At 72.1% G+C, this 26,014-nt stretch carries 24 protein-coding genes; 12 read left to right on the top strand and 12 right to left on the bottom strand.

Translation table 11 applies throughout. The features are described 5' to 3' along the window. The first annotated feature begins 4 nt into the window (after positions 1-4). Positions 5-997, top strand: a complete 993-nt coding sequence (locus tag ACIBCA_RS13760) for a hypothetical protein (protein ID WP_396283066.1) — start codon at positions 5-7, stop codon at positions 995-997. Positions 998-1,067: 70 nt separating this feature from the next. Here ACIBCA_RS13760 and ACIBCA_RS13765 read toward each other — a convergent pair whose 3' ends face one another. The 9 genes from ACIBCA_RS13765 to ACIBCA_RS13805 all read right to left on the bottom strand — a co-directional run bounded on the left by ACIBCA_RS13765 (position 1,068) and on the right by ACIBCA_RS13805 (position 13,658). Next, entirely contained in the window at positions 1,068-2,333 is a 1,266-nt protein-coding gene (locus ACIBCA_RS13765; RefSeq protein ID WP_396283067.1) for a hypothetical protein, read from the bottom strand. A 36-nt stretch (positions 2,334-2,369) separates the two neighbouring features. Continuing rightward, positions 2,370-3,122, bottom strand: a complete 753-nt coding sequence (locus ACIBCA_RS13770; RefSeq protein WP_396283068.1) for a GNAT family N-acetyltransferase — start codon at positions 3,120-3,122, stop codon at positions 2,370-2,372. Positions 3,123-3,139: 17 nt separating this feature from the next. Further along, entirely contained in the window at positions 3,140-4,438 is a 1,299-nt protein-coding gene (locus tag ACIBCA_RS13775; RefSeq protein WP_396283069.1) for an MFS transporter, read from the bottom strand. Continuing rightward, positions 4,438-5,508 carry an SAM-dependent methyltransferase gene (locus tag ACIBCA_RS13780; protein WP_396283070.1) on the bottom strand — a complete coding sequence of 357 codons (1,071 nt, stop codon included), beginning with the start codon at positions 5,506-5,508 and terminating at the stop codon, positions 4,438-4,440. The genes ACIBCA_RS13775 and ACIBCA_RS13780 overlap by 1 nt, the downstream gene beginning before the upstream one ends. A gap of 35 nt (positions 5,509-5,543) precedes the next feature. Further along, positions 5,544-6,764, bottom strand: coding sequence for a hypothetical protein (locus ACIBCA_RS13785; RefSeq protein WP_396283071.1), 1,221 nt, complete (start codon positions 6,762-6,764; stop codon positions 5,544-5,546). 8 nt (positions 6,765-6,772) lie between these two features. Continuing rightward, positions 6,773-11,116, bottom strand: coding sequence for an amino acid adenylation domain-containing protein (locus tag ACIBCA_RS13790; protein WP_396283072.1), 4,344 nt, complete (start codon positions 11,114-11,116; stop codon positions 6,773-6,775). After that, entirely contained in the window at positions 11,113-11,403 is a 291-nt protein-coding gene (locus ACIBCA_RS13795) for an acyl carrier protein (RefSeq protein ID WP_396283073.1), read from the bottom strand. Before ACIBCA_RS13795 ends, ACIBCA_RS13790 begins: the two co-directional genes overlap by 4 nt. A 56-nt stretch (positions 11,404-11,459) precedes the next feature. Next, positions 11,460-12,311: a hypothetical protein gene (locus tag ACIBCA_RS13800; RefSeq protein ID WP_396283074.1), complete on the bottom strand. Its 852-nt coding sequence runs from the start codon at positions 12,309-12,311 to the stop codon at positions 11,460-11,462. An 84-nt stretch (positions 12,312-12,395) separates the two neighbouring features. Then, positions 12,396-13,658: a tryptophan 2,3-dioxygenase gene (locus ACIBCA_RS13805; protein ID WP_396283075.1), complete on the bottom strand. Its 1,263-nt coding sequence runs from the start codon at positions 13,656-13,658 to the stop codon at positions 12,396-12,398. 500 nt (positions 13,659-14,158) lie between these two features. Between ACIBCA_RS13805 and ACIBCA_RS13810 the strand changes: the two genes are divergently transcribed. From ACIBCA_RS13810 to ACIBCA_RS13840, 7 genes are all read left to right on the top strand, one after another. Next, positions 14,159-17,344: a BTAD domain-containing putative transcriptional regulator gene (locus tag ACIBCA_RS13810; protein WP_396283076.1), complete on the top strand. Its 3,186-nt coding sequence runs from the start codon at positions 14,159-14,161 to the stop codon at positions 17,342-17,344. A 91-nt stretch (positions 17,345-17,435) separates the two neighbouring features. After that, on the top strand, positions 17,436-18,275 hold the full coding sequence (locus ACIBCA_RS13815) for an RNA methyltransferase (RefSeq protein WP_396283077.1): 840 nt from the start codon (positions 17,436-17,438) through the stop codon (positions 18,273-18,275). Positions 18,276-18,479: 204 nt separating this feature from the next. Continuing rightward, a complete protein-coding gene (locus ACIBCA_RS13820; protein ID WP_396283078.1) occupies positions 18,480-19,289 on the top strand; it encodes a phytanoyl-CoA dioxygenase family protein in 810 nt (269 codons plus the stop codon). A 52-nt stretch (positions 19,290-19,341) separates the two neighbouring features. Beyond that, the gene (locus ACIBCA_RS13825) at positions 19,342-19,767 is read left to right on the top strand and encodes an HAD family hydrolase (protein WP_396283079.1); all 426 of its coding nucleotides are present in this window, start codon (positions 19,342-19,344) and stop codon (positions 19,765-19,767) included. Positions 19,768-20,045: 278 nt separating this feature from the next. Next, entirely contained in the window at positions 20,046-20,657 is a 612-nt protein-coding gene (locus ACIBCA_RS13830) for a hypothetical protein (RefSeq protein ID WP_396283080.1), read from the top strand. A gap of 194 nt (positions 20,658-20,851) precedes the next feature. Then, positions 20,852-21,109: a hypothetical protein gene (locus ACIBCA_RS13835; protein WP_396283081.1), complete on the top strand. Its 258-nt coding sequence runs from the start codon at positions 20,852-20,854 to the stop codon at positions 21,107-21,109. A gap of 147 nt (positions 21,110-21,256) precedes the next feature. Continuing rightward, positions 21,257-21,643: a peptidoglycan-binding protein gene (locus ACIBCA_RS13840; RefSeq protein WP_396283082.1), complete on the top strand. Its 387-nt coding sequence runs from the start codon at positions 21,257-21,259 to the stop codon at positions 21,641-21,643. A 356-nt stretch (positions 21,644-21,999) separates the two neighbouring features. Here ACIBCA_RS13840 and ACIBCA_RS13845 read toward each other — a convergent pair whose 3' ends face one another. From ACIBCA_RS13845 to ACIBCA_RS13855, 3 genes are all read right to left on the bottom strand, one after another. Continuing rightward, on the bottom strand, positions 22,000-22,371 hold the full coding sequence (locus ACIBCA_RS13845) for a hypothetical protein (RefSeq protein ID WP_396283083.1): 372 nt from the start codon (positions 22,369-22,371) through the stop codon (positions 22,000-22,002). 144 nt (positions 22,372-22,515) lie between these two features. Further along, complete coding sequence (locus tag ACIBCA_RS13850; protein WP_396283084.1) at positions 22,516-22,713, bottom strand: DUF397 domain-containing protein; 198 nt, start codon at positions 22,711-22,713, stop codon at positions 22,516-22,518. Positions 22,714-22,724: 11 nt separating this feature from the next. Then, positions 22,725-23,576 carry a helix-turn-helix domain-containing protein gene (locus tag ACIBCA_RS13855; protein ID WP_396283273.1) on the bottom strand — a complete coding sequence of 284 codons (852 nt, stop codon included), beginning with the start codon at positions 23,574-23,576 and terminating at the stop codon, positions 22,725-22,727. Positions 23,577-23,726: 150 nt separating this feature from the next. Between ACIBCA_RS13855 and ACIBCA_RS13860 the strand changes: the two genes are divergently transcribed. The 4 genes from ACIBCA_RS13860 (at position 23,727) to ACIBCA_RS13875 (ending at position 25,900) form a co-directional block, all read left to right on the top strand. Further along, on the top strand, positions 23,727-24,080 hold the full coding sequence (locus ACIBCA_RS13860; RefSeq protein WP_396283085.1) for a hypothetical protein: 354 nt from the start codon (positions 23,727-23,729) through the stop codon (positions 24,078-24,080). Between the two features lie 136 nt (positions 24,081-24,216). Continuing rightward, the gene (locus tag ACIBCA_RS13865; protein WP_396283086.1) at positions 24,217-25,134 is read left to right on the top strand and encodes a hypothetical protein; all 918 of its coding nucleotides are present in this window, start codon (positions 24,217-24,219) and stop codon (positions 25,132-25,134) included. Beyond that, positions 25,119-25,778, top strand: coding sequence for a hypothetical protein (locus ACIBCA_RS13870; RefSeq protein WP_396283087.1), 660 nt, complete (start codon positions 25,119-25,121; stop codon positions 25,776-25,778). Before ACIBCA_RS13865 ends, ACIBCA_RS13870 begins: the two co-directional genes overlap by 16 nt. Then, on the top strand, positions 25,775-25,900 hold the full coding sequence (locus ACIBCA_RS13875) for a hypothetical protein (RefSeq protein WP_267884074.1): 126 nt from the start codon (positions 25,775-25,777) through the stop codon (positions 25,898-25,900). The genes ACIBCA_RS13870 and ACIBCA_RS13875 overlap by 4 nt, the downstream gene beginning before the upstream one ends. The last annotated feature ends 114 nt before the right edge of the window (positions 25,901-26,014 follow it).

The following is a 26,014-nucleotide window of genomic DNA, read 5'->3' on the forward strand; positions in this document are numbered from 1 at the left end:
AACCATGACCGACCCGGAGGCCGGCCTCGGCACCGAACTGACACCCGACGCGACGATCCTGTACGAACAGGCGTTGCGGGACGGGGTGTTGATGGCCGCCGACCGGCCCGCCGCGCTGCCGCCCGAGCGCTTCGAGGCGGCCCTCGCGGCCCTGCTGGAGCTGCGGCTGCTGCACGGCACCGGCCCGGGCCGGTGGGTGCCGGCGAGCCCGGAGGCGGCGGTGGCCGAGCTGGTCGGGCCGCTGGAGCAGGAGATCCACGAGCGGCGGATGCGGGCCGAGCGCACCCGGGCGATGCTGCTGCCGCTGCAGTCCACCTACTTCGAGGCGCGGCGCGACCGCGGCCGGGGTGTGGCGATCGAGCTGCTGCACGACGTGGAGCAGGTGCGCAGCATGCTGGGCGAGGTCTCCCGGGCCTGCTCGGAGGAGGTCTTCGTCAGCCAGCCGACCGCGCTGAGCGAGGAGACGCTGGTCGACAGCCGCCCGCGCGACCTGCAGCTGCTGGACCGGGGCGTGCGGATGCGCGCCCTGTACCCGCACGTGGTGCTGGCCAGCCCGGTGGTGCAGATGCACTTCACCCGCATGTCGGAGGCGGGCTCGGAGATCCGGACGGTCGGCGAGGTGATCGACCGGCTGATCATCTTCGACCGCCGGATCGCCTTCCTCCCCGACCGCAGCCAGGACGGCGAGCCGGGCGCGATGGTGATCCGCGAGCCGGTGGTCATCGAGTACCTGTACCGGACGCTGGAACGGGAGTGGAGCCAGGCCCGCCCGTTCGCGCACACCGGCTTCGGCTACGGGGACAGCGGCGAGGAGGTCAAGCGCGGCATCGTGCGGCTGCTCGCGGCCGGGCACAAGGACGAGGCGATCGCGCACCGGATGAACATGTCGGTGCGCACCTGCCGGCGGCACATCGCCGAGCTGATGCGGGACTGGGGCGTGGAGAGCCGCTTCCAGGCGGGGGTGTTCGCCTCCCGGTTCGCGCTGATCGACCGCTGATCGACGGATAGGCGGGGAAGGGCGGCGGCCGCGGGGGTCGGCCGCCGCCCGGCTCGGGGGATCGGGGCCGTCAGAGTTCGCACTGCGCGGAGGTCAGGACGCGCTCGCCCTCCGGCCCGTCCACGGTGAAGGTCAGCCGGGCGAGTGCCTCCTCCACCGCGGCCAGCATCGCGGCGTGGTCCTCGGTGATCCCGGTGACGGAGACCAGCTCGGCGGTCTGCACGGTGGGCGGGAGCGGCTCGCCGGGGCGGCTCATCACCGTCGCGCCCTGGACGCCCGGCACCTCCAGCACGGCCCGTACGCCGTGGACGGCCTTGAGCAGGCCCCCTTCGCGCGGGGTCTGGACGGAGCGGACGAAGTACACCCGGTCGGTGGGGGCGTGGACGACCTCCACCTCCTCGCCGAGGGCGATCCGGGCGGCCAGCTGCATCGGGTCCAGGCCCCCGGCCAGCTCGGACAGCCAGGACTGGAAGCCGCCGAGGCGCCCGTTGACCTCGATCAGCCGGGGGCCCTCGGCGGTGAGCTTGAGCTCGGTGTGGGTGATGCCGGTCTCGATGCCCAGCGCCTCGATCACCCGCGTGGTCAGGGCGAGGGCGGTTGCGCGCTCCTGCTCGTCGACCGGGGCGGGCCAGTACTGGCCGGGCTCGCGGAAGGGCGGCAGCAGCGGGTACTTGCCGGTGACCTGCCAGTGGGTGACGACGCCGCCGACCACGGCGCTCTCCACCGAGACGTAGTCCCCGAAGGGCCCGCAGTCGCGGCCGCGCAGGTACTCCTCCAGCACCATCGGGCCCGCCTCCGGGCCGGTCAGCAGTTCCTCGGCGAGGCGGCGGCCCTCGGACTCCTCCGTGATCAGGTGGGTGTCCCGGCTGCCCTGCCCGGTGGCCGGCTTGAGCACGGCGGGCAGGCCGACCTCGGCGAGCGCGGCCGGCCAGTCGCCGGGCCCCTCCAGCCGGGCGGAGCGGACGGCGTCCACGCCGTGCTCGCGCAGCCGGGCGCGCATCGCGTACTTGTCGCGCAGCAGGCCGACCGTCTCCACCGAGTGGTACGGCAGGCCGAGCCGCTCGGCGAGGTCGGCGGTGTCGGCGAGGCAGACCTCGCTGAAGGTGAGCAGCGCGTCGGGGCGGTGGCGGCGCAGCGCCTCGGCGGCGACGTCCGGGTCCGGGTCGAGGTCCACGACCGTGGCGAGCTCCTCGATCAGCGCGTGGTTGAGCTCGGTGTGCTCGGACCGGCGCAGGGCCAGGAGCACGTCGCCGAGCGGTTCCAGGTGGTCGACGATGGCGAGCGGGCTCACCGCGCCCAGGTCGTAGACGACGGCGATGACGGGTCGGTCTGCCACGGTGGTGGGTCCTTAGGAGTGGGTGGGTGGGCCGGCTCAGGCCGCGGCCTGGTCGCTCTCGGGGGCGTAGCGGATGCCGGAGAGGGCGGAGGCCAGAGCGTTGGCTGTCTGCGCGTCGGCTGTCTGCGCGGGGGCCTTCGAGGTGGTGGTGGCGGTGGCGTCGAAGAGGTGGCGGGACGCCTCGACGCCCCGCACCTCGGCGTCGACGGCGCGGTGCTCCGCCCAGCGCTCGCGGCTGAGGCGGTAGCGGTCGCTGAGGGCCTTCTCGCCGCGCACCGCGTTGGTCTGGACGCCGTCGTGGACGAAGCCGAACTTGCGGCAGACGGCCTGGGAGGCGTCGTTGCCCTGCCGGACCACGGACAGCGCGTGGTCGGCGCCGAGCCCGGTGAAGGCCAGCTCCAGACTGGCGGCGCGGGCGTGGCCGCCGAGGCCCGTGCCCTGGTGGCGCAGCCCGAGCCAGGAGGTGAGCAGCACCTCGCGGGTGGTGCCGAAGTCGATGGCGCCGATGCTCTGGGAGCCGACGACCTCGCCCTCGTGCACCACGACCAGGTAGAGCGTCCAGTCCTGCGGGGTCCACTCGGCCATGGCCTTCCAGTGCCGCTGCAGCACCCGGCGGGTGACGGTCTCGCGGTCGCCGTCCGTCCACTGGGAGAAGAACGGCATGAAGCCGGGGGCGTGGACGCCGGCCACGGCCTGGTCGGCGAGCTGGTCGAGGTCCTCGGGGGTGGGGTGGCGCAGTTCGATCCGGGAGGTGCGGACGGACAGGTCGTACAGCGGCCAGTTGCGCATGGCGGGGCTCCGGAGGTTCAGCTGGCGGTTACGAGAAGGGCGGGGTCGGCGGCTTCGGCAGTGTCGGCGGCGGGCTCCTCGACGGCGGGCCGGTCCAGGGCCGGGCGCAGGGTGGCGCGCAGCCGTACGGAGACCACCGCGACGGCCAGGCAGCCCGCGATCAGCACGGCCATCAGCGGCAGCCCCCGCGCCCAGGGCAGGGTGGCGCCGGCCAGGGCCGGGCCCGCCACCGAGCCGGTGGAGACGGCGACGGACAGCAGGGCGTTGACCCGGCCGCGGACGGCGTCGGTGGCGAGGTCGTTGAGCAGGGCGGTCAGCACCGGGAAGACCAGCGCCTCGCCGAGGGAGAGCAGCACCACCCCGGCCAGCGCGGCGGTCAGCGCGCCGCCGCCGTGCCCGAGCCCGGCCACCGCGACCAGCGCCCAGGCCACGGCCCAGCAGGCGCCGCTCAGGGCCACCACGGTGCTGCGCCGCAGCCGCTGGACCTGCTCGCCGAGCAGCACCTGGGCGAGGACGGCGACGACGATGTTCAGCGCGAAGGCGCCGGACAGGCCCTCGGGCCCGATCGCGCCGTGCCCGGTGAGGTACCCGGGCAGGCCCGAGCGGAACTGGCCGTAGCTGACCAGGGAGCACATCGTCAGGGTGGCCAGCAGCACGCCGAGGTGGCGGGCGCGGAACACCTCGCGGTACCCGCCGGAGGGCTTGGCCTCCCCGTCGCCCTCCTCGGAGCCCGCCTTGGGCAGCAGTAGCCGCAGGGCTCCGGCGGCGACGAGGAAGGTCAGGCCGTCGAGGAGGTACAGGGCGGTGAAGCGCCCGGCGCCGCCGCCGGCCGCGACCAGGCCGCCGACCAGCACGCCGAGGCCCGTCATCGCGTTGAAGACGGCGTAGTCGGCGGAGAAGGCCAGCCCGCGCTCGCGGGCCGAGGCCGCGCCGGCGTACAGGAAGCGCAGCACGGTGCCGACGCCGCTGATGCCGAGGCCGTAGACCACGGCGGCGGCCAGGGCGCTGACGGCGCCGGTGGCGAAGGCGTACAGGGCGGTGCCCAGGCCCGCGATCACCATCACCAGGAAGACCACGGTGCGCTGGACGAGCCGGTCGAGCAGCGCGCCCCAGGCCAGGCCCCCGACCACGGCGGTGGCGGCCTGGACGGCGAGGGTGACGGCCGGGACCCAGGCGGGCAGGCCGCGGACCTGCTGGAGGTAGATCCACAGGAAGGGCAGGACCAGCCCGCCGCCGAAGGAGTTCACGGCGTTGACGGCGAGCACGGCCCGGGTGCGGGGGGAGAACTCCCGGTAGGTGGCGAAGGGGTTGGACATCACACCGCCTCCAGCACGTACAGCCACGAGTGGGGGGTGCCGAACGGGACGATCTTGCGCGGGCGCAGGTCGGCGGCGGCGAACAGCTCCTCGTACGTCTCCTTGGTGTGCAGCGGGACGCCCATCAGGGCGTGCGCCAGCTCGAAGCCCAGGGAGAAGACGGGCAGCGTGGTGGAGTGCTCGGCGTCCGGGCGCAGCATGGTGTCGCCGAGGACGAAGGTGCGGGCGGAGGGGAACGCCTCGCGCAGGCGGGTGAAGATCTGCGGGCGGGTGGTCTCGTCGGCCAGCAGGTCGTGCAGGAGGAAGAAGCTCATCACGGTGTCGACCTCGGCGAGGGCCTCGCGGTGCGCCTCGCGGTGGCAGACGTCCAGCACGTCGGTGCGGACGGCCTGGACGCGGTCGGTCAGGCCCGCGTCGGCGATGGTGCGCTGGGCGAGGTCGGTGGCCGGGCCGCTGATGTCCAGGCCCAGGCCCCGGGTGCCCGGGCGCTGGCCGACGACGCGGCTGACGCGGGCGGAGATGCCGGAGCCCAGGTCGGCGATGGTGCCGAAGTCGACCTCGGCGAGGACGTCGTCGAGGGTGCCGGCCATGAAGTTGCGGTCGTTCTGGCCGGAGCCGAGGGCGACCATCGCCTCGTCGCGCAGCACGTCGACGCCGAAGGTGCCCTCGCCGTTGGCCAGCAGGTGGGCGCGGCCGATGATGTCGTGGTAGCCGCCGACGCCCCAGGTGAAGTAGCCGCGCATCCGGGCGATCTCCTCACCGGCCGGGGTGAGGACGACGGTGTCGCCGCCGTTCAGCAGCCGCACCCAGCCGCAGGTGGCGGCGGCGCGCAGCACCTCGCGGATGACCCGCTCGCGGGCGCCCGGGCCGGCGGCGCGGACGAAGGCGGGGACGTCCAGGGCGGTGTCGGCGAGGAGGCGGTCGAAGGCGCCGAGGCGGTCGAGGGCGTTGACGATGCCCGCGGCGACGAAGCCGTTGAACGCCTGGTCGACGCCGATCGGGGCGGGGGCGGCGCCGTGCCAGTCGGCGGGGATCTCGGCGGTGGTCAGGTGGTCCTGGATGGCGGTCATGTCTGTTTCGCTCTCGCTTTCGGTGAGTTGTGGTCTCAGGCGGCGACGGGGGTGTGGCACAGGTCGAGCAGTTCGGTGAGCAGCGCCTCGACGGTCTCCGGGCCGGCGACCGGCTCGTACGCGGCGAGCGCGAGCGTCCAGGAGCCGTCCGGGGCGGGGTCGAGCACGCAGCGCACCAGCGGGGCGTCGCGCAGCTCGAACGGCGCGGCGGCCACCGCCTCGGCGGGGCGGGCCGGGTCCGGCGCGGTGACGGCGGCCGGGGTGGGGGCGGTGCGGGCGAACCAGCGGCCGCCCTGCTGGGTGAAGGCGGTGCGCAGCTCCGGGTGGCGCTGCTGGAGGGTGGTGAACGCTTCGGTGACGGTGAGCAGTTGGGGCGCCGGGCCCGGGCGTACGGCGCTGGCGCGGGAGTTGTGCTCGGCGGAGCTGGAGGAGCGGACCAGGTCGTGGAAGAGCCAGCGCTGCTCGTGCGGGGTGAGCGGGCGCAGGCCCCGGGCGGCGGAGCTCGTGGGCTCGTCGGCGCAGCGGCGGAACGGGTAGCCGGGCAGGCGCACCCGGCGGCCGGGGCGGCCGAGGGTGGTGTCGACGTCCAGTCCGCCGCGCCACAGGTGGGCGAGCAGGTGGGCGCCGTCTGCGAGGGGCAGGCGTTCGGTGGCTCCGGTGACGGGGTCGGTGAGTTCGACGGTCAGGGGGGTGTGGTCCTGTGCGCCGGCCGGGGGCTGGGCGCGCAGGGCGTCGGCGAGGGCGGTGCGGCCGAGCAGGGCGTCGGCGGCGAGTGCTCCCGTACCGGTGCCGTGGATCTCGCGGGGCACCACGCCCCGGGCGATCAGCCAGGCCGCCAGGCCGTACTGCGTCGCCACGGCCCGTCCGGTGGGCCCGGCGCCGAGTGCGTCGGCGAGGGCCAGCGCCTCGGTGACCTGGGGAAGTCGGGCGGTCTCGGGGGCATCGGTGAGCGAGCCGAGGTGCAGCTCGACGGACGGAGCCGTGTCGGGGGTGTCCGCCTGGGGCTCGGCGCGCAGGGCGGCGGCGAGTTCGGCGGTGGTGCGCCCGACGGCGGCGTGCCGGGCGGCGAAGCGCTCCCGGCCCAGGTGCAGGGTGGCGGCCACGTCGTCCGGGTCGAGGGAGCCGTTGCGCTCCAGGTGGTCGGCGAGGCGGTGGCGGGCCTCGGCGAGGGCGTGGCCGTCGCGGGCGGAGAGGGCGAGCACGCGGGGTGCGTCGGTCACGGGGGTGGCCAGGAGGGTGGTCACGGGGGTCGTCATGAGGGTGGTCACACCCTTTCCGGTGCGGGCTGGTGGCGGCTGACGACCACGTGGGCGTTGGTGCCGCCGACGCCGAAGGAGCTGACCCCGGCCGTGCGCGGCAGGCCGTCGGGCCAGGGGCGGCCCTCGGTGAGCAGGGAGAAGCGGTCGCCGTGGCGGCTGAGCTCCTCGATCGGCTCGGTCACGCCCGGGGTGGCGGGCAGGTACCCGTGGTGCACGGCGAGGACGGCCTTGATCAGGCCGGCGATCCCGGCGGCGGTGTTGCAGTGCCCGATGGACGCCTTGACGGAGCCGATCGCGACCTGCGGCCCGGTGGTGCCGAGGGCCTCGCCGAGGGCGGTGGCCTCGATGGCGTCGCCCAGGCGGGTGCCGGTGCCGTGCGCCTCCAGGTACCCGAGGTCGGTGCCGGTGAGCCCGGCGGCGGTGAGGGCCTCGCGGATCACCCGGGCCTGGCCCTCCACCCCGGGGGCGGAGTAACCGACCCTGGCCACACCGTCGTTGTTGACGGCGCTGCCGGGGATCACCGCGTACACCGGGTCCCCGTCGCGCTCGGCGTCGGCGAGGCGGCGCAGCAGGACGGCGCCGGCGCCGAAGCCGCCGACGGTGCCGGTGGCCCGGCGGTCGAAGGGCCGGCAGTGGCCGTCCTCGGCGTACAGGAAGCCCGGGCGGTAGCGGTAGGTGCCGTCCGACTCGGCGAGGGAGACGGCACCGGCCAGGGCGTAGTCGCTCTCGCCGCGCAGCAGGGAGCGGGCGGCGAGGTGCACGGCGTACAGGCCCGTGGAGCAGGCGGTGTCCAGCAGCAGGGCCTCGCCCCACAGGTCGTGCAGGTAGGCGAAGCGGGAGGCGACGAACGTCGGGTCGGAGTTGACCACGTCGTCGACGCGGGCCTCGCCGTCGTTCTGGACGAAGCGCGGGCAGCCGACGTACAGGCTGGTGCCGTGGGCGATGTCGCTCAGCCGCAGCGAGGCGTCCTCGACGGCGGACCAGAGCACCTCGTGCAGCACGCCCTGCTGGGGGTCGCCGTGGGCGACGTCCTCGGGGGCGAAGCCGAGCAGTCCGGCGTCGAAGCCGAGGCCGCCGGCCATCAGGCCCAGCCGGGCCACCGTGCGGGTGCCGTCGGGGAGTTCGGTGACGACGGGGCCCTCGCCCTGGGTGAAGCAGTCGCGGCCGGCGCGCAGGTTCTCCCAGTAGGCGGCGAGGTCGGGGGCTCCGGCGAAGCGGGCGCCCATGCCGATGACGGCGATGGCGTCCTCGTCCGTCGCCCTGCGGCGTGCCCGGGTGGGGGCCGACTGCGTGGTGGTCTCGCCGCCGAGGAGGCGGGCCTGGGCGCGGGGGGTGGTGTGGCGCAGCAGGTCGGCGACGCCGGGCCTGGTGCCGGTGGCGCGGTACAGCCCGTCGCGCAGCTTGACCAGGATCAGGGAGTGGCCGCCGACGTCGAAGAAGTTGCTGTCGGGGCCGAACGGGCGGCCGTCCAGCAGCTCCTGCCAGACGCGGGTGACGGCGGCGAGGGTGTCGCCGTCCTGCGCCGCTTCCCGGATGACCGGGGCAGGGGCGGGTGCCGGGGTGCTCGTCTGCGGGACGGGCAGGCGGCGGCGGTCGATCTTGCCGTTCGGGGTGAGCGGCAGCTCGTCCAGCAGCAGCAGGTGGGAGGGGACGGCGAAGCGGGGCAGCACGGCGGCGAGCCGGCCGAGCAACTCCTCGACGGTGGAGTGGCGTTCGAGCACCGCGTAGCCGACGATCTCCTTCTCGCCGCGCCCGTTGATCCGGGCCGTGACGAACCCGGCGCGCACCTCGGGCTGGGCGCGCAGCGCGGCCTCGACCTCGCCGAGCTCGACCCGCTGGCTACGGATCTTCACCTGGTTGTCGGCGCGGCCGATGAACTCCAGCTGGCCGTCGGCCGCCCAGCGCACCCGGTCGCCGGTGCGGTACAGCCGGCCGCCCGGCTCGCCGCCGAACGGGTCCGGGACGAAGCGCTCGGCGGTGCGCAGCGGGTCTCCCAGGTAGCCGCGGGCCACCCCCGCGCCGCCGAGCAGCAGCTCGCCCGGCACGTACGGCGGAGCGGGGGTGAGGGTGCCCTCCAGCACGACGTGCAGCCGGGTGTGCGGGACCGGGCCGCCGATGGGCAGGGTGCGGGCGCCCTCGGGGACCTCCTCGATCGGGTACCAGGAGGAGGTGAAGGAGTTCTCGGTGGGCCCGTAGCTGTGCAGCAGGGTGCCGGGGCGGCACCAGCGCAGCGCCTTGCGGATGTGGGGGACGGAGATCAGCTCGCCGCCGAAGTACACCCGGCGCAGGGACTGCAGCAGGTCCGGCGCGTCCTCGATGATCCGGTTGAGCAGCGGGGTGGTGACCAGCAGCGTGGTGACGGAGAACTCCCGTACCGCCGCGCGCAGTTCGGTCGGGGCGAGGACGAGTTCCTTGTCCAGGACGACGAGCCGGGCGCCGTGGGTGAGCGCGCCCCAGATCTCGTAGGTGGCGCCGTCGAAGTTGAGCGGGGACAGGTGCGAGACGGTGTCGTCCGGGCCCATCGGCACGAACTCGGGCCGGTGCATCATCCGCAGCACGCCGCCGTGGTGCAGCAGCACGCCCTTGGGCTTGCCGGTGGAGCCGGAGGTGTACAGGACGTTGAACAGGGTGTCCGGTCCGGCCGAGGTGACGGGCGGCGCGGCGGGCAGGCAGCGGGCGGCGCGGAGGGCCTGCGGCAGGGCGTGCACGGGGCGTCCGGCGGTGCGCACCCGCTCCTGCTCGCCGGGCTCGGTGAGCACCAGCGCCGGGCGGGCGTCGTCGAGGACGAGGGCGAGCTGGGCGTCCGGGTAGGCCGGGTCCAGTGGCAGGTAGGCGGCGCCGGCCATGGCGACGGCGAGCATCGCGGTGACGGTGGGGATGCCGGGGCGCAGCAGCAGGGCGACGAGGTCGTCGGTGCGCACGCCCTGGACGCGCAGCCAGTGCGCCAACCTGGCGGCGTTCTGCGTTAGTTGGCGGTAGGTGAGCTGCTCCCCGTTGTGCAGGACGGCGAGGGCCTCGGGGGCGCGCTCGGCCTGGGCGAGGACGAGGGCGGGGACGGTGGTCTCCGCCTGGTCGAGGGACCGGGCCTCCTCGGGCTGCGCTTCGGCCAGGCCCGCGAGCAGGTCGAGGCAGGGCGCGTCGGCGCGGCAGGCGGCGGCGAGCAGCGCGTCCAGCTGGTCGAGCATCAGGGCGGCGGTGGCCGGGGTGTACAGCGCGCAGTCGTGGTCGATGCGCAGCATCAGCTCCTCGCCCGCGCCCTCGTCCAGCTCGACGGCGGCGAGGCCGAGGTCGTACTTGGCGGAGCCGCCCTCCAGGTCGAACTGACGGACCGTCACATCGTCGAGGCGCCACTCGCGGCGGCCCGCCGGGTGGTGCAGGAAGACGGTGGCGTAGCCGGGCCCGCCGGCGGGGGCGCCGTGGTCGGCCAGGGCCTCCATCGAGCCGAGCACCTGCTCGCGCAGCAGCGCCGCCTGGGCGTCGAAGCCGCGCTCGGGCCGGTAGTCGCTGCGTACGGGAAGGACGCGGGTGAACAGGCCCACGGCGTGCTCGGCGCCGGGCTCGTCGCGCCCGGCGAAGGGCATGCCGAGCACGCCCTCGGACTCGCCGGACCAGGCGTGCAGCAGCAGGCTCCAGGCGGTGAGCAGCACCGTCGCGCTGGAGGTGCCGGTGCGTACGGCGAGTTCGCGCACGGCGGCGAGGCGCTCGGCGGGCAGCCTGCGCTCGATCCAGCCGGGTGCGCCGGCCGTGCCGCCGTCCGGGCGGACGAGGTCGGGCAGCGGCGCGAGGACGACCGGGTCGTCGCCGATCAGCGCGTCCCAGTGCGGGCAGGGCCCGTCGGCGGGGGCCGTCGGGGCGGTGAGGGCCGGCTCGGGCGGCAGGGCGGTGCCGGCCAGGTGGGCGCGGTAGGAGGCGAGCAGGTCCTCGGTGAGGACGCCGATCGAGTCGCCGTCCGCGACGATGTGGTGGACGGTCAGCACCAGCAGGGCGCCGTCCGGGTGGGCGAGCAGGTCGGCGCGCAGCAGCGGGGCGGTGCCCGGGTCCAGCGGACGGGCGGCCGAGGCGGCGCCCTCCCGTAGCGCCGCCTCACGCTCGTACGGGCCGGGGCGGGCGATGACGCCCAGCGGCACGGCGGCGCCCGGCTCGGGCACCTGGCACAGCTCGCCGCCGAGGGCCTCGAAGCGGGTGGCCAGGGCCGGGTGGCGGCGCAGCAGGTCGGCCAGGGCGCCGCGCAGGGCGGCGGGGTCGGCCGGGCCGTCGAACTCCAGGGCCAGGGGGATGTTGTACCGGCCGGAGTCCGGCTCGACCTGATCGGCGAGCCAGATCTCCAGCTGGGCGACGGAGGCGGTCATGCCCGGGCCGTCTCGGTCGTCGGGGCGGCCTCTGCGGCCTGGGTGTTCCCGGCGATCGCCTCGGCCTGGCCGCGCACGGTCGGGTGGGCGAAGAGCAGCTTGATCGGGACGGGCCGGCCGAGCTCCGTGCGCAGGATCTTGCTGATCCGCAGCGCGGCGCCGGAATGGCCGCCGACGCGGTTGAAGTTCTCGTCGTCGCCGAAGTCCCGGTGGCCGAGGACGGTGGCCCAGGCGTCGCGGACGGCGCCGAGCGGGGCGGTGGTCGGGGTCGTGAGCGGGTGGGGCATGAGCGGGTGGGTTCCTTCCGCGCGGATCAGGTCGAGGGGGAGCGGTCGCCAGGGGTTCACCAGGAGGTCCCTCCCACCGGCACGGTCCTGCGGTACGTGGCGTCGACGGAGTCCCACAGGGCGGGGAAGAGCGTGCGCTCGGCCATGGCGCGCAGGGCGGTGATGGACTGGCCGCGCAGGCTGGTCGGCATGCCGGGGCACTCGGCCTCGTCGATGCCGTGGCGGGACTCGGGGTGGCCGCCGAGCTGGCTCCACACCATCCGCAGGTGGCGCTGCTTCCAGTACACGACGGCGCCGTCCAGGCGGAGCATCGCCTTGCGGACCAGGGCGAGTTCGGCCGCCGGGCGCTCCTTCTCGGCGGGGGTCCCGAGGCGGCCCTGGGCTTCGACGAGGTCCTCGGCGGTGAGGCCGAGCCGGTGCAGGGCGTCCATGAACTCCTGCCACAGCGGCACGGCGGCGCGGCGCAGGTTGCGGGCGCCGGGGGAGTCCAGGCCCGTGGTGTTCTCCGGGAACGTCGCCCGCATCATCAGCAGGCTGCGCTGCGGGAGGTGCTCGACCAGCACGGTGAGCACGGTCAGCGGGATGTCGCCGACGTCGGCGGCCCGCTCCAGCACCTGGGCGGCCATCAGGTGGTCGCCGGAGCGCAGCAGGTCGATGGCGCGGCGCATCTCGAAGTGCATCTCGCACCAGGCGTACTCGGTGATCAGGTGCACGGTCTGGAAGAGCCGCTGGTCGGGGTGGACGAGCTGGTCCTCGGGCAGCAGGGCGGACAGGGCGGTGGTAAGCCGGGTGTCCTCCTCGTAGTTGCTGCCGCGGTCGTACTCGTAGACGAGCAGCCGCTCGTCCTCCTCCGGGTTCATGGACTGTCGGGCGGCTCCGGGCCGTCCCGTCGCTGATCGCTTGCTCATCGGTTCGGGGTCTCCGTCGTGGTGGGTTGGCTTGCCTGGTGCTCGGGCGGCGGTGCTCAGGCGGCGCTGCTCGGGCGGCGGTGCTCAGGCGGCGGTGGTCTCGCGGACCAGCGAGGGGAACAGCCGGTTGGCGATGACCGCCTCCAGGTACGGCACGCCGTCCGTGGAGCCCGTGCCGGTGCGCTCGCCGATCATGCGGACGGCCAGCCGGTAGTGGGTCTGCTTCCAGCGCTGGTGCACCGACTCCAGCTGGGTGGCGGCCGCCCGTACGGCGGTGGCGTCGGCCTCCTTGAGCCAGCCCGAGGCGGCCACGTCCTGCCAGGTGCCCTGCACCGTCTCCCGTCCGTCCAGCACGGCGGCGCGCACCCGGGGCACGGAGGTGAAGGCGGCCGAGTCCAGGCGGGCCCGCAGCGGGGTGGAGCAGAGCGACTCGAAGGTCTTGTAGCCCTCGGACTGGATGGCGCTGGCGCCGTCCGTGAACTGGCGGAAGATCCGGAAGGACTCCGGCTGCATCGTGGCCAGCAGCGAGAACAGCGGCAGCGACTCCTTGAGCACGTCCGCCACCGCCGCGACGGCCGGGGCCGCCTCGCCGGGCTCCTCGCCGTGCAACTGCCGGACGGCGAAGGCGAGCGCGCCGGACATGAAGGTGAACGTCGCCTCGAAGGACTGCAGCACCCGCAGGAACAGGTACTCGTCGTGCAGCACGTACACCGGCTGGATGCTGGCGCTCAGCAGCAGCCGCTCGTCCCCGGTCAGCGTGGAGCGGACGGCGTCGGCGAGTGCGTCCGGGCAGGTGCGTCCGGGGGTGGCGGCCACGGCGCCGGGGTCGACGGTGCCCGGGGCGAGCACCCGCAGCGCCGGCGGTTCCATGACGCGGACGGCCAGGCGGCGGCGCTTGTCCAGCACCCTGGCGTCCGGGAGCATCTCGGCCGGGTCCTCGGGGTGGCCCTCCAGGGCCTTGCGCTCGAAGTCGACGAGGTCGCCGAGGAGCAGCAGGACGAGCCGGTCGCGGCGGTGGCGCAGCTTGCGCCAGTCGCCGCTGGGCGGGCGGCGCAGCAGTTCGAGGGCGGTGTAGCTGGGGTAGTCGTAGCGGTCGTCGTACTTGTCGAGGACGACGTCCAGGAAGCGGCTCAGGAAGCCGGTGCCGTCCTCGGCCGTGAGGCGGACGGTGCGGGTGCGGGCGCGGCAGGCGGCGAGCCGCTCCAGCAGGGCGGGGTCGAGGAAGTGCTTGCCCACGGTGCGCAGGTGGGCGAGCAGGGCGGGGTACGGGAAGGTCCGCTCGGTGCCGTTGCGGCACCACTGCGCGAGTTCGTCGTCGAGCGTGGCCTCCCGGGTGGGGGTGCTCACTGCCAGCCGGTGTCGCCGGACACCACGGGACGGGTCGGGCAACTCGGGTTCGGGGCGATCGGTCGGGCTGCGATGGGCATGGGCAACTCGGCTTTCGGGTTCGGGGCATGGTCGGGGCACGCTCGGGGCATGGCGACGTACCGGCGGTCGCGGGGGTGGGTGCCGATCGGCTGATGCCTGGAACTCTGCTGGTCCGGACGAACCCGGGGCCATCGGTGACCGTTGTCAGCAAACTGCACGGCAGCAAGTGCCCGTCCGGAGCGTGCCGGTTCGCCTGCCCGGCCGGCCCCGTGGCCTCGGGGTCTCGCCCAGCGTCACCGGACGGTCACGGTCCGGATGGCCGGTGCCGGAAGTCGGCGAATTCGTAAACCCCCCACCCGTACTCGCCAGTTGTGATGCAGATCACAAATGCACGACGCCTTACCGGAGAGTGACGAGGTCATGCGGATAATGGCCGTCGGGTTGTTGCGGCGCAACTTTCGATGTGACGGGGGAATAGCATGGAAATTCGGCTGCTCGGGCCGCTGGAGATCGTCGACGGCGATCAGCAGCTGTCCATCGGCGGGCCGCGCCAGCAGGTGGTTCTCGCGATGCTGGCGCTGAATGCCAACCGGGTCACGCCGAATGACCAACTCGTCGACGCCGTCTGGGGCGAGCTGCCGCCCGCCACCGCCCGCTCGCAGATCCAGATCTGCATCTCCGCGCTGCGCCGCGTCCTCGCCGACGCCGGCCGCGCCGACCTCATCGTCACCCGCCCCTCCGGCTACCTGCTGGCCACCGCCGCGGGTGAGCTGGACCTCGACCGCTTCGCCAGACTCGGCGAGGCCGCCCGGATGCACGCCGACCAGGGCCGCACCGCCGAAGCCGCCCGCGGCTTCGCCGAGGCGCTCGGCCTGTGGCGCGGCCCCGCCCTCATGGGCATCCCCAGCGACCTCGCCCAGCGCGCGGCCACCGTGCTCAACGAGCAGCGGCTCGCCCTCACCGAGGAGTCCTACCGGCTCGAGCTGGAGCTCGGCCGGCACGACAAGATCATCGGCCCGCTGTTCGAACTGGTCGCCCAGGAGCCGCTGCGCGAGCGGCTGTACGGCTCGCTGATGCTCGCCCTCTTCCGCGCGGGCCGGCAGGCGGACGCCCTCGACGTCTTCCGTCGCATGCGAGCCGTCCTGGTCAGCGAGCTGGGCATCGAGCCCGGCCGCGAACTCCAGGAACTCGAAATGGCGATTCTCAACGGAGATCCCCGGCTGGAGGCGCCCGCCACCGCCTCATCCGCCGCGGTGGCCGTACGGCCCGCCGAGGAGAGGCAGGCAGGGGAGGAGGCAGAACTGCCGCCGGCCGAGGCGGCGGTTCCGCCGCCCCATCAATTGCCCACCGACACAGCCGATTTCACGGGTCGTGAGGAACACGTCGAGGAGATCCGCGACTACCTCCAGGCGCCCGCCGCGGAGAACTCCGGTGCCTGCCCGGTACGCGTCGTCGGCATTACCGGCAAGGGGGGGATCGGAAAGTCCAGCCTGGCCATTCGGGTCGCCCACGAATTGCACGCGGTATTTCCCGACGGACAGCTCTACGCCGACCTCCACGGCGCCGGCGGCGACGGTGCCGCCCACGTCCTCGCCCGCTTCCTGCGGGCCCTCGGCGTCGCCAGCCACTCCGTCCCCGACGACCTCGAGGAGCGCAAGGCCCTCTACCGCAGCCGGCTCGCCGGACAGCGGGTGCTCGTCGTGCTCGACGACGTCCCGGACGAGCCGCTGCTGCGCGACCTCATGCCCGGCAGCGGCAGCTGCGCCGTGATCGTCACCAGCCGCTCCCGGCTCAGCGGCCTGCCCGGCATCCGCCGCGTCAACCTCGACCTCTTCACCGAGGACCTGTCCGTCGAACTGCTCTCGCGCATCGCCGGACGCGAACGCGTCGCCCGGGAACTGCCCGCCGCCGTCGAACTCGCCAACTTCTGCGCGGGCCTGCCCCTCGCCCTGCGCATCGCCGGCGCCCGCCTCGCCTGCCGCCCCCACTGGCGGATCAACCGGCTCGTCCAGCGCTTGCGCTCCGAAGCCGGACGCCTCGACGAACTCGCCCACGGCGGCCTGGAGTTGCGCTCCAACATCGCCCTCGCCTACCGCGCCCTCGGCCCCGACGCCCAGCGCCTCTTCCGGCTCTTCGCCCTGCCCCGCGCCAGCGACTTCGCGGGCTGGACCGCCGCCGCCCTCCTCGACGTCGACCTGCCCACCGCCGAGGACATCGTCGAGGAACTCGTCGACGCCCAACTCCTCGACGTCCTCACCTTCCCCGGCGAGGATGCCCCGCGCTACCGCTTCCACGACCTCATCAAGATCTACGCCCGCGAACGCCTCGCCGAGGCCGACAGCTCCGCCGACCACGCCGCCGGCAGCTCTGCCGACCACTCCGCCGTCGGCTCCGTCGTCGGCTCCCCGGAGGGCGATGCCGCGCTGCGCCGGGTCCTCGCCGCCTGGATGACCCTCGCCGAGGAGTGCCACCGGCGCGAGTACGGCGGCGACTACACCGTCCTGCACGGCACCGGCGAACGCTGGCACCTGCCCGAGGACGAACTCGCCGACCTGCTCAAGAACCCCATGGCCTGGTGGGAGACCGAACGCCGCGCCCTCGTCGCCGCCGTCCACCAGGCCGCCGACCTCGGCCTCGACGAACTCTCCTGGGATCTCGCCCTCACCTCCGTCACCCTCTTCGAGACCAAGGGCTACTTCGACGACTGGCGCGAAACCTCCGAGACCGCCCTCGCCCTCGCCGAACGCACCGGCAACACCCGTGGCCAGGCCGCCATGCGCTACTCCCTCGGCACCCTGCACATGTTCCAGAAGCGCCTCCCCGAAGCCGACGGCTGCTTCCTGCCCGCCCTCGACACCTTCACCCGCGACGGCGAACGCCACGGCGCCGCCCTCGTCCTGCGCAACATGGCCTTCGTCGACCGGCTGCGCGGCGACCACGACGCCATGATGGACAAGTACACCGCCGTCCTCGCCGACCTGCGCGAACTCGGCGACAAGATCGGCGAAGCACACGTCCTGTGCAGCATCGCCAAGGTCCGCATGGACGCCGCCGAACACGACACCGCCCGCGAGATGCTCAACTCCGCCCTCGCCATCTGCCGCGAGACCGGCTGCCTGCGCGTCGAGGCCCAGGTCATCTACCGCCTCGGCGAGCTCTACCTCAAGACCGACACCCTCGAACTCGCCAACCAGGCCTTCAACTGGGTCCTGCGCCTCGTCCGCAAGTCCAACGACCGCATCGGCGAATCCCACGCCCTCTACGGCCTCGGCCTCGTCCACTGGGGCGAAGGCCGCACCACCCAGGCCGAAGCCGTCTTCCTCCAGGCCGTCACCCTCGCCAAGCAGGTGGGCGAACGCACCGTCGAAGCCCAGTCCCTCTACTCCCTCGGCTCCATCGCCCTCGCCGCCGGCACCCACCCCGCCGCCCGCACCCAACTCGAAGCCGCCGCCGCCATCTTCGCCGACCTCGGCTCCGCCCTCTGGCACGGCAAGACCCGCTTCGCCCTCGCCGACCTCCACGGCGCCACCGGCAACCCCACCGCCGCCCTCGCCGAACTCGCCGTCGCCCAGCACCTCCTGGCCGACGTCACCACCCCCGAAGCCGACCGCCTCAAGGACGAACTCTTCGGCCGCCGCATCATGCTCCACGGCGAACCCGCCTGATCCGGTGGGGTGTAGTGTCCTGAGACGGGCTCGTGCGGACCTCGTCGGGGGTGGGACGCACTGCAGGGCGCAATCGACTTCGGGGGGTCACGTGCCGGCGGTTCGGCGGATCATGTCGCGTAACGCGCGCTTCCAGCAGTGGGAATCACTGCTCGGCAACCGCAACAAGCGGACGCGGGCGGCGGAGTTCCTGGTGCAGGGAGTGCGTCCGATCTCGTTGGCGGTCCAACACGGCTGGCCCGTACGGGCGTTGATATTCGACGCCGAGCGGAGGCTGTCGCGGTGGGCGCAGGAACTGCTGCGGACGGTCGACGCCGAGCAGATCGCCATGGCACCCGAGATGCTGGCGGATCTGGGGGAGAAGAACGAGAGCGCGCCGGAACTGGTCGCCGTGGTGGGGATGCCGGCCGACGATCTGGACCGGCTGCAAGGTGCCGGGAGCAACTTCCTGGGTGTCCTGTTCGACCGGCCGACCAGCCCTGGCAACATCGGCAGCATCATCCGGTCCGCGGACGCCTTCGGTGCGCACGGGCTGATCGTCTCGGGCCACGCCGCAGACGTTTACGACCCCAGGTCGGTGAGGGCCAGTACGGGCTCGCTGTTCGCCCTGCCCGCCGTGCGCGTGCCGTCGCCCGAGGACGTGATGGCCTGGGTCGGAGGGCAGCGGGCCGCCGGGCAGCCGATCGCCCTGGTCGGCACCGACGAGAAGGGTGACTGCGACGTCTTCGACTTCGACTTCACCCAGCCGGTGCTGCTGCTGATCGGCAACGAGACGTCAGGACTGAGCAACGCCTGGCGGGAGTTGTGCGACCACACGGTCAGCATCCCGATGAGCGGCTCGGCGAGCTCCCTGAACGCGGCGAACGCCGCGACCGCCGTGCTGTACGAGGCTTCGCGGCAGCGGCTCGCCGCCATGAGGCGCCCGGCCTGACATATAACCCGTCCCTTCCCCTTCGACCCGACCGAAGCCGGCCCCGAAAGGTCGGGTCGACCCACGGCCACTCCTTCTAGCGTCGCTCCTGCGACCTGCCTCGCCCCGGTGCGTCCGGGCGCGCGGGTTCGGTCGGGCCGGCTGCGATGGACAGCCGGCCGGCCCCAGGGCTCGACTCCGTTGACGGCGACCGAAGGTAGCAGCATGCGACACGTATTGACGCCGGATCAGATCGACCGGTTCGTCTCCGACGGCTTCGTCCACCTCGAAGGGGCGTTCCCCCGGTCGCTGGCCGACGAGTGCCGGGCCTTCCTGTGGCGCGAGACCGGTTGCGATCCGGACGACCCCGCCACCTGGACCGAGCCGGTGGTCAGGCTGTGGGGATACGCGGAGGAGCCGTTCCAGCGCGCCGCCACCACCGAGCGGCTGCACGGCGCGTTCGACCAACTGGTCGGCCCGGGCCGCTGGTTGCCGCGCATCGGCCTGGGAACGTTCCCCATTCGCTTTCCGCACGCCGACGATCCCGGCGACACCGGATGGCACATGGACGCCAGCTACACGCCGGAGGGCGAGACCGGCTACTGGCTCAACCTCCACTCCCGTGAACGGGCGTTGCTGATGCTCTTCCTGTTCTCGGACGTCGACGCCGACCACGGCCCGACCCGGATCAAGGTCGGCTCGCACCTGGACGTCCCCGCCTTCCTGGAGCCGGCCGGCGAACGCGGCATCGACGGCATGGAGCTCTGCCGGACCATGGACACCGCGGGCAAGCTCGACGCCCCTGCCCGCCCGCTGGCCCTCGCCACCGGCCGGGCCGGAGACGTCTACCTCTGCCACCCGTTCCTGATCCACGCCGCCCAGCCCAACCACGGCACCCACCCCAGATTCCTCGCCCAGCCCCCGCTCCACCTGGCCGCCCCCCTCGACCTCGACCGCCCCGACGGCGCCCACACCCCGGTCGAACGCGCAATCCGCCTCGGCCTGACCCAGCCCGCCGGCCCAACCGCTCGCTAAGCACCCAGCCGACGCCAGCCGCCCCCCCCGGGGCCCCAGTAGAGTCTCCAGCGTGCAGCGACTGGCGTTCTTCGACCTGGACGACACGCTCGTTGATCGCGCGCGGGGGTTCCGCACATCCATCCGTGGGCTCTGCGCCGATCTCGGGCTCTCCGAGGACGTCGAGCTGTGGCTGCTGGAGGCGATGTACGAACGCGCCTGTCGCGGTGACTTCGAGAGGCTGCGGGAGCGGTTCAACGTCTCGGCGTCGGTCGATGAGCTGTGGCAGCGGTACTGCCGCGGTATCGCGGATGCGGTGACGTGCAGCCCAGCAGTGCTGTCGGGACTTGAGCGTCTTCGCTCGGTCGGGTGGTCGGTCGCGGTGGTGACCAACGGTTCCGGCGACATCCAACGGGCGAAGCTCGCGCGGACGGGAATCGACAGGCGGGTCGACGCGGTCTGCATCTCGGGGGAGGTCGGCTTCCGGGCTGTGCGGTGATCAACCTCAACACCAGTAGTGAAGCCGAGCGCCTCTACCGGGGCCTCGGCTTCCTTCCCAACACCCGGGCGATGTTCGCTGCGGAGTACTGAGTTCGTCGGCCATGTCCGGGCCCGCCGCGAAGCTTCGCGGCGGGCCCGGAGGTTACGTGGTCAGGTTGTGGAACTCGCCTGCCCTGGCGCTACGGGTCTCTGGGAGTCGGGATACTCAGATCGACCTGAGTCACCCGCGTCTTGGCAGTGCCTCCGTCCGGACGGACGCTGGAAGCGGAGGTACACATGAGCGTCTTCGTCAGGTTCGCCAGGGTGGTACTCGCTCCCCTGCGGGTTGTCGTCGCCATCCTGTCCATCCTCACTCTCGGGGCACCGCCCGACATGGCGAGGCAGCGCCTGCGCGGGGCACGGCAGTTGCGCCGCGCCGCGAAGCTCTGCGGCGCGTACCGGGGGCACGTCGTCGCACGCAGGACGGGAGCCGGCGTCTTCGGCCGAGACCCGTGCTGGGAGAGGGATACGGCGCTGCGGCCAGGAGGCGTCACCGAGGTGACGGCCGAGATCGCCCGCGCACTGCAGGGCGCCGGTTACGACTGGCACCGCGGCGTCGCCCAGGACTCGACCCGGAGGTGGCAGGGTACGCCGACACGCCCGGCCCTGCAGGTTTCGATCATGCCGGAGGGTAGTGCCCTCGCTGAGGCGGGCCACCTCGCCGTCCCGCGACGAGCACGGCGGGGGCTGGTTCTGGTCTGGTGGCACGACGGTCCTCCGGATGCTCCGGGCCGTGCCTACCACGGAGACCGGGGAGATCTGCGCTACCGCCGGCTCCTGCCCCCGATCGTTCCGGCCGGCAGCACCGGCGTGCTGATGAGCTTCCAAGAGTGCCGGGCCACAGAGTAGATCTGAGGACGTCAGCCGTCCGAGCTATCGTCTCGGTGTCGGCTCGGATCGGTGGGGCCTTGCAGGCCCAGGTGGTAGTGGGGTGTCTGGATCATGCGGTAGCTTGATCTGCCGTCAGCGGTCCATGATCAAGGATCAGCGACCGGCTGACGGGCATTCGTTCTGATTTCGGGGGATTTCGGACCATGCGTTCCATGCACGCTACCCTGCGAGCTGCTGCCGTCGCGCCGCTCGCCCTGACGCTCATCTCCTGTGAGCCCGACGAATCGAGCCCGCCGGGCTCCGCGTCAACCTCGGCCGCCGCCGAGTCGGCCCTCGCATCCTGTACTAACGTCGAGATCGACAAGGCGGGCACGGCCAAGGCCAACTCGGCGCTGGCCGACACCTCGATGCCCGAGCAGAAGGTGGTCAAGCAGCAGCTCGACAAGCTCAAGACCGCCCAGCAGGGCTGATCGACTTCCCAGCGATCAGCTGGAAGACCTGACGGTGCACGAGGCGATCTCGACCGTCAACTCAGCATTGGCACATGGTCCACACGGCACTGCCATGTGATGTTGCCGATCACCTTCACCAGAACTTAGAGGAAAGGCGTCCGTCCCATGCTCAAGCGCACGTTCACCAAGGCCGGTCTGGTCGCGGCATCTGCCGTGCTCCTTGCCACAGGCACGACCGGCACGGCTCACGCCAGCCCGAACGCCGGCTACATCGGCTACGGCTACGCGAACGACCGCAACGGTGTCTGGTGTGTGCAGCACCTGCTCAACCTGTATGCGAATTGGATCGGTGACCCCGATCGGATCTCCGAGGACGCCGCATGGGGCCCTCAGACCTATGCCCGGGTCGTTTGGTTCCAGAAGAAGAGGGACATCCAGCCGGCCGACGGGATAGTCGGCCCCCAGACCGGCAATGTCATCGTGTACAGCATCGACGGGACCTGGGGTGGCCAGTCCGGCTACTGCTGGAAGTACATCCCCACCGGCTGGTGATGCGCTCCCTGGTCTCGGTCGTCGATGGCGACGACCGAGATCAGGGGAACTCGGAGCTGTAGCTCGACTTCTGCGAGTTGAGAGCTGTCGCAGAGCTTCCTCTCGGGTTCGCTTCTCGAAGCGATCGATCTCCCAACCGCCGATGAAGCCGAGCGCCTCTACCGGGGCCTCGGCTTCCTCCCTGACACCCGGGCGATGTTCTCCGCAGAGCACTGAGCTCGTCGGCCGTGTTCGGGCCCGCCGCGAGCCGTCGCGGCGGGCCCGGAATTCATGCTGTCAGGTGGGCGAACTCGCCTGCTGTCGCGCCATGCAGGATGAGGCGAAGCATGTCGGGCGTGGTGGTGATGACGTTGGTGTCACCACTGGTCCAGCATCGACTGGGCGTCCTCGGTACTGGTCCAGAACGGGCGGTCCGTGACATCGGCGAGTGCCCGTGCCAGCGCGGGGCTGTAGATGCCCCGGATCCGGGGATTCTCCAGGAAGTCTCTGCGCATCACGACGGCGATGTACCGGTTGAAGCGGCCGCGGTGACGCCCCACCACGTACAGCCGGTCGCTCCAGTCCCAGTGCGGGGGCACCACCCAGACCTTGGCGCCGGGGGAGAAGTGCTTCGTCCCGCGACGGACTTCGAGCCCGCCGTGGCCCTGCACGGTCGTCCGGACGATGTTGGCCGCAAGGCCGATGCCCAGAAGCGCCGGGTCGGGGTTGGCTGCGAGTTCCTCGGTCATCCGAGCATGATGGCCCGGCCACTGCGCGGGTCGCAGCCGGTTTCCAGCGGGCGACGGCTCACGGCGGAGGAGGGGGATGGAGGCTGGCTCTTTGGGCGTGCCGCGAACGTGCGCGGCACGCCGAAAGGATGCGAGGGAAGAGGCTTACATGGCCAGGTGGTCGAACTCTCCTGCCTTGGCGGCGCATAGGAGACTCTGGAGTATGCCGGGCGCGGTGGTGATGACGATGTCGGGGTCGTCGCTCTCGCGGACCTTGATGCGGCGGTCGGGAGTCGCGGCGATATAGATGCAGTTGATCGACTCGGAACTGTAGCTGGACTTTTGCCAGTTGAGAGCGGACATGGGGCTTCCTCTCAGGAGTCCTTCTCGATACGGGCAATGAGATCACGTGACTCCGCAGGACTGAGGGCGGTGGCTTCCATTCGGTCCAGGACCTTCTGGTATTTCACCAGTTGAGCGTGGGCGTCAAGGAACTCGGAGCCGTGATAGGCATCGAGCAGTACGGTGTCGAGTTGAGGTACTCCCGCGGAGCAGTACGTGATCGACTGCCCGGAGCCGGGAAGCGTGCCAGCCCCGAAGGGGATCACGAGGACTGAGATGTTCTCGCGAGTACTTGCCTCAATGAGGTGTTTGTACTGGGCTCGAGCTACGACAGGTCCGCCGAAACCCATTCGTAGTGCGGCCTCGTGAATGATCGCGGTGAGTGGGATCGGCCGTTCGCCGTAGAGCACAACCTGCCGCTTGAGCCGGTAGGACACCCGATGCTCCACCTCGTGGGGAGCCAGAGGCGGTACGGAGCCCTGGGCGAGCGCACGCACCTGATCGGCGGTCTGTAGCAGGCCGGGGATGTGGATCACGGTGCCGATGCGAATGGCCGTCGCGTGGTGCTCTGTTTCGGCGAGGTCGAGCGCGTCCGGGAGCATGATGTCGCGGTACTCCTCCCACCATCCCCGGATCCGCCGTCCCGTCATACCGGCGAGAGCATCGATCAGGTTCTGGTCCGTACACATGTACGCGCGGGCGAACGCGCGGACCCGGTCGGCGCTCACCGCGTAGCGGCCCGCTTCGATGCGGCTCATGTGGGCTTGGCCCACACCCAGCCGAGCAGCGGCGGCAGTTGAGGTGAGTCCGGCGCTCTCACGGAGCTTGCGCAGCTCGAATCCAAGGCGCTGTTGCCGCAAGGTCGGTGCGTCGCTCGATGACATCGCGATCCTCTCGTTCACTACCAGGAGTGAATTGGCAAGTCTTCAGCAGACTGCATAGAAAGTATGCCATGACGACGCTACCGTATGAGATGGGTCAGTCACTAAAGGTGCTGGTCTTGGCTCAACTATGCCTTGAGGTAGGAGACTTCCATGAGTGTCGTGCCCTCGCCGAACTTCCGTCAGGCCACGTCCCAGGCGCCGGCCAGCAGTCCCTTTGAGCAAGAGTTGTGCGGTCTCGTGATCGACGCCGCACCCCGGCTGTTCGCTGTTGTCCAGGTGTGTGGCGAGGGCCCTTTGGGCGCCGACGGGTGGGTTGTGGCCTGGGGGCTCGCGGAGGAGAGCGGGGCCGCGCATGTGACGGGCGTTGACGGGCGGACACGGATGACCCTCGCGTCGCCAGAGCGTGTCCTTCGGTTCTTCGCAGGGCCGCCGGGGGTCTCTGCGCGACTGGTCTGGCTCGCGCAGCCGGGTGCTGCCGTGCTGGATGAGGCGGAAGCCGCCTAATACAGCACTCTCTCGGGGCGCCATCGTTTCGCTATTGGTCCTTTCTCCCCCTCTCCAATAGGCCCCGGATAGGTGGCCCGGCCATCGTGTGTCCTGCGGAGGGAACCAGCACATGGCGAGAGGGAGGGCACGTCCGATGGGCTACGCGACGGTGGAGATCGACGAGCGCGACTGTCTCGTCGCTTTCGGCGACGCGGATCTGGTGGCACTCGCTTCCGAGGCGCTGCGACGCAGTGTCCTGGGAGCTGAGAGTCCGGATCTGCGGCGGGGGAGCACCCTTACGGCAGCAGCGAGCCCGGATCGGGTGATGCTGCAGGACGAGCGCGTGGGTGGGGTCTGCGTGTTGCCTCGCTCCATCCTGCGGTCATTGGCGGTGGCGGCGCTCACCGCGCTCGCGGCGCGGGAGTTGCTGGCGGCCCGGGTGGCTACGGCGACGATCATCGGGTCCGGCGCTCCGGTGGCTGGGGTGCTGACCGCACTGGTGAACCACGTGGTCAACCTCGGGGAGGTGGCCCTCTGGCCCGGGGAGGGCGAGCAGGGCTGGCCGACGCCGAAGTTGGCGGCGCACGCTGCCGAGCGGGGGCTTATGTTGTCGCGGCCGGTGGAGCTGGACCGGGCCTTGCTCGGGACCGATCTCGTGGTGCTGGCCCCGGGGGTGGATGAGGCCGTGCACCGGCAGGTCGATCTGGGGATGTTGGCGCGCGGCGCCGTCGTGGTGAACGCCAGCGGGCAGGCGCCGACGGAGGAGCTGACACGGACGGTCGGTCGGGTGATCACGGACGTTCCACGTCCCGTCGCTGTCGCCGAGCCCGTGCGGCTCGGTCGGGCCTCGCGGCCCGCACCGGAGCCGGTGCCGCTCGGTGAGCTGCTGCGGCAGCCGCGTGCCGGGTGGGAGTTCGCGGGGGAGAGCGTGTTGGTGGACCTCCAGGGTGTGCCCGGGCTGGAAGTGGCGCTCGCCAGCCGGCTGTACGAGATCGCGTTGGTCCGTGGCCTCGGTGTCGTCCGGCACGGGCTGCTCGGCTCGGAAGGGGGACAGCTGTGCGCACCGAAGTAACCACGTGTGTGGCGGTCGGTTGCGGCCGCGACCCGGAGGGCGGCGAGGCGCAGCCCCGTCCCGCTGACCCGGGTTCGCTGCTCTGCCGTCCCTGCCGGAACGGGGTGCATCACCGCCTTGGCCGGCTGCCCCAGTTGTACCGGGCCAGTGACGGTCTGCTGAACGCGCAGTCGAAGCAGGTGGAGCGGGTTTCCGGCGGGCGCAACATCGGAATTCCGCTCAATAGTAGTGCGGTCGAAGCCCGGGCCAATGTCCGGGGTTTCCTGGCGGCCTGGTCGCAATTGGTCGTCGACGAGCGGGACGTTTCCGCGCCGGACCGCACGGTGCCCGCGATGGCCGAATTCCTGCTGCGTCACCGGAACTGGATCGACCGGCATCCTGCGGTCGGTGAATTCGCCAATGAACTGTTCCGTGCATTCTCCCGGATGCAGCGCCTGGAAACCGCCGTACCGATCCGCCGCATCACCGTCTCGCGCTGTCCCGAGGACGGCTGCCCGGGTGAGCTCGAAGCCGTGCTGCGTCCGCAGGACGCCCGCGCCGGCTCGCTGATCCGCTGCACTCACACCAAGGAGCACACATGGCCCACGGAACGATGGAGCAGCTTGCGCCCGCAGAGGAGGGCTTCCGCGTCGCTGACATCGTGACGCTCTGGAAGGTCCCCAGCGGCACCGTCTACTGGCTCGCGAACAAGCACTCCTGGCGCCGCTACAAGGTCTGCGGGCGCGTCCACTACCACCCGCAGGATGTTCTCGACACTCTCGGGTGAAACAAGCGAAAAGCTCTGGCCGGTCGTTTCCGAAGGAATTCGGAGATGACTGGCTAGAGGTGTTTCCAGGAATGTCAAAAAGTCGCCACGAAATCTGGGCTTGACAAATTCTCG

Origin of the sequence: Kitasatospora sp. NPDC051170 (assembly GCF_044455705.1) — a bacterium.
GTDB lineage: Bacteria > Actinomycetota > Actinomycetes > Streptomycetales > Streptomycetaceae > Kitasatospora.

Excerpts from the sequence above, each read along its gene's own strand:
- ACIBCA_RS13850 (WP_396283084.1), bottom strand. The coding sequence starts at position 22,713 with ATGTCCGCTCTCAACTGGCAAAAGTCCAGCTACAGTTCCGAGTCGATC.
- ACIBCA_RS13835 (WP_396283081.1), top strand. The coding sequence starts at position 20,852 with ATGCACGCTACCCTGCGAGCTGCTGCCGTCGCGCCGCTCGCCCTGACG.
- ACIBCA_RS13770 (WP_396283068.1), bottom strand. The coding sequence starts at position 3,122 with ATGCGCAACTGGCCGCTGTACGACCTGTCCGTCCGCACCTCCCGGATC.
- ACIBCA_RS13860 (WP_396283085.1), top strand. The coding sequence starts at position 23,727 with ATGAGTGTCGTGCCCTCGCCGAACTTCCGTCAGGCCACGTCCCAGGCG.
- ACIBCA_RS13800 (WP_396283074.1), bottom strand. The coding sequence starts at position 12,311 with ATGAGCAAGCGATCAGCGACGGGACGGCCCGGAGCCGCCCGACAGTCC.
- ACIBCA_RS13810 (WP_396283076.1), top strand. The coding sequence starts at position 14,159 with ATGGAAATTCGGCTGCTCGGGCCGCTGGAGATCGTCGACGGCGATCAG.
- ACIBCA_RS13790 (WP_396283072.1), bottom strand. The coding sequence starts at position 11,116 with ATGACCGCCTCCGTCGCCCAGCTGGAGATCTGGCTCGCCGATCAGGTC.
- ACIBCA_RS13780 (WP_396283070.1), bottom strand. The coding sequence starts at position 5,508 with ATGACCGCCATCCAGGACCACCTGACCACCGCCGAGATCCCCGCCGAC.
- ACIBCA_RS13785 (WP_396283071.1), bottom strand. The coding sequence starts at position 6,764 with ATGACGACCCCCGTGACCACCCTCCTGGCCACCCCCGTGACCGACGCA.
- ACIBCA_RS13855 (WP_396283273.1), bottom strand. The coding sequence starts at position 23,576 with ATGTCATCGAGCGACGCACCGACCTTGCGGCAACAGCGCCTTGGATTC.
- ACIBCA_RS13760 (WP_396283066.1), top strand. The coding sequence starts at position 5 with ATGACCGACCCGGAGGCCGGCCTCGGCACCGAACTGACACCCGACGCG.
- ACIBCA_RS13845 (WP_396283083.1), bottom strand. The coding sequence starts at position 22,371 with ATGACCGAGGAACTCGCAGCCAACCCCGACCCGGCGCTTCTGGGCATC.
- ACIBCA_RS13775 (WP_396283069.1), bottom strand. The coding sequence starts at position 4,438 with ATGTCCAACCCCTTCGCCACCTACCGGGAGTTCTCCCCCCGCACCCGG.
- ACIBCA_RS13865 (WP_396283086.1), top strand. The coding sequence starts at position 24,217 with ATGGGCTACGCGACGGTGGAGATCGACGAGCGCGACTGTCTCGTCGCT.
- ACIBCA_RS13820 (WP_396283078.1), top strand. The coding sequence starts at position 18,480 with ATGCGACACGTATTGACGCCGGATCAGATCGACCGGTTCGTCTCCGAC.
- ACIBCA_RS13830 (WP_396283080.1), top strand. The coding sequence starts at position 20,046 with ATGAGCGTCTTCGTCAGGTTCGCCAGGGTGGTACTCGCTCCCCTGCGG.
- ACIBCA_RS13795 (WP_396283073.1), bottom strand. The coding sequence starts at position 11,403 with ATGCCCCACCCGCTCACGACCCCGACCACCGCCCCGCTCGGCGCCGTC.
- ACIBCA_RS13840 (WP_396283082.1), top strand. The coding sequence starts at position 21,257 with ATGCTCAAGCGCACGTTCACCAAGGCCGGTCTGGTCGCGGCATCTGCC.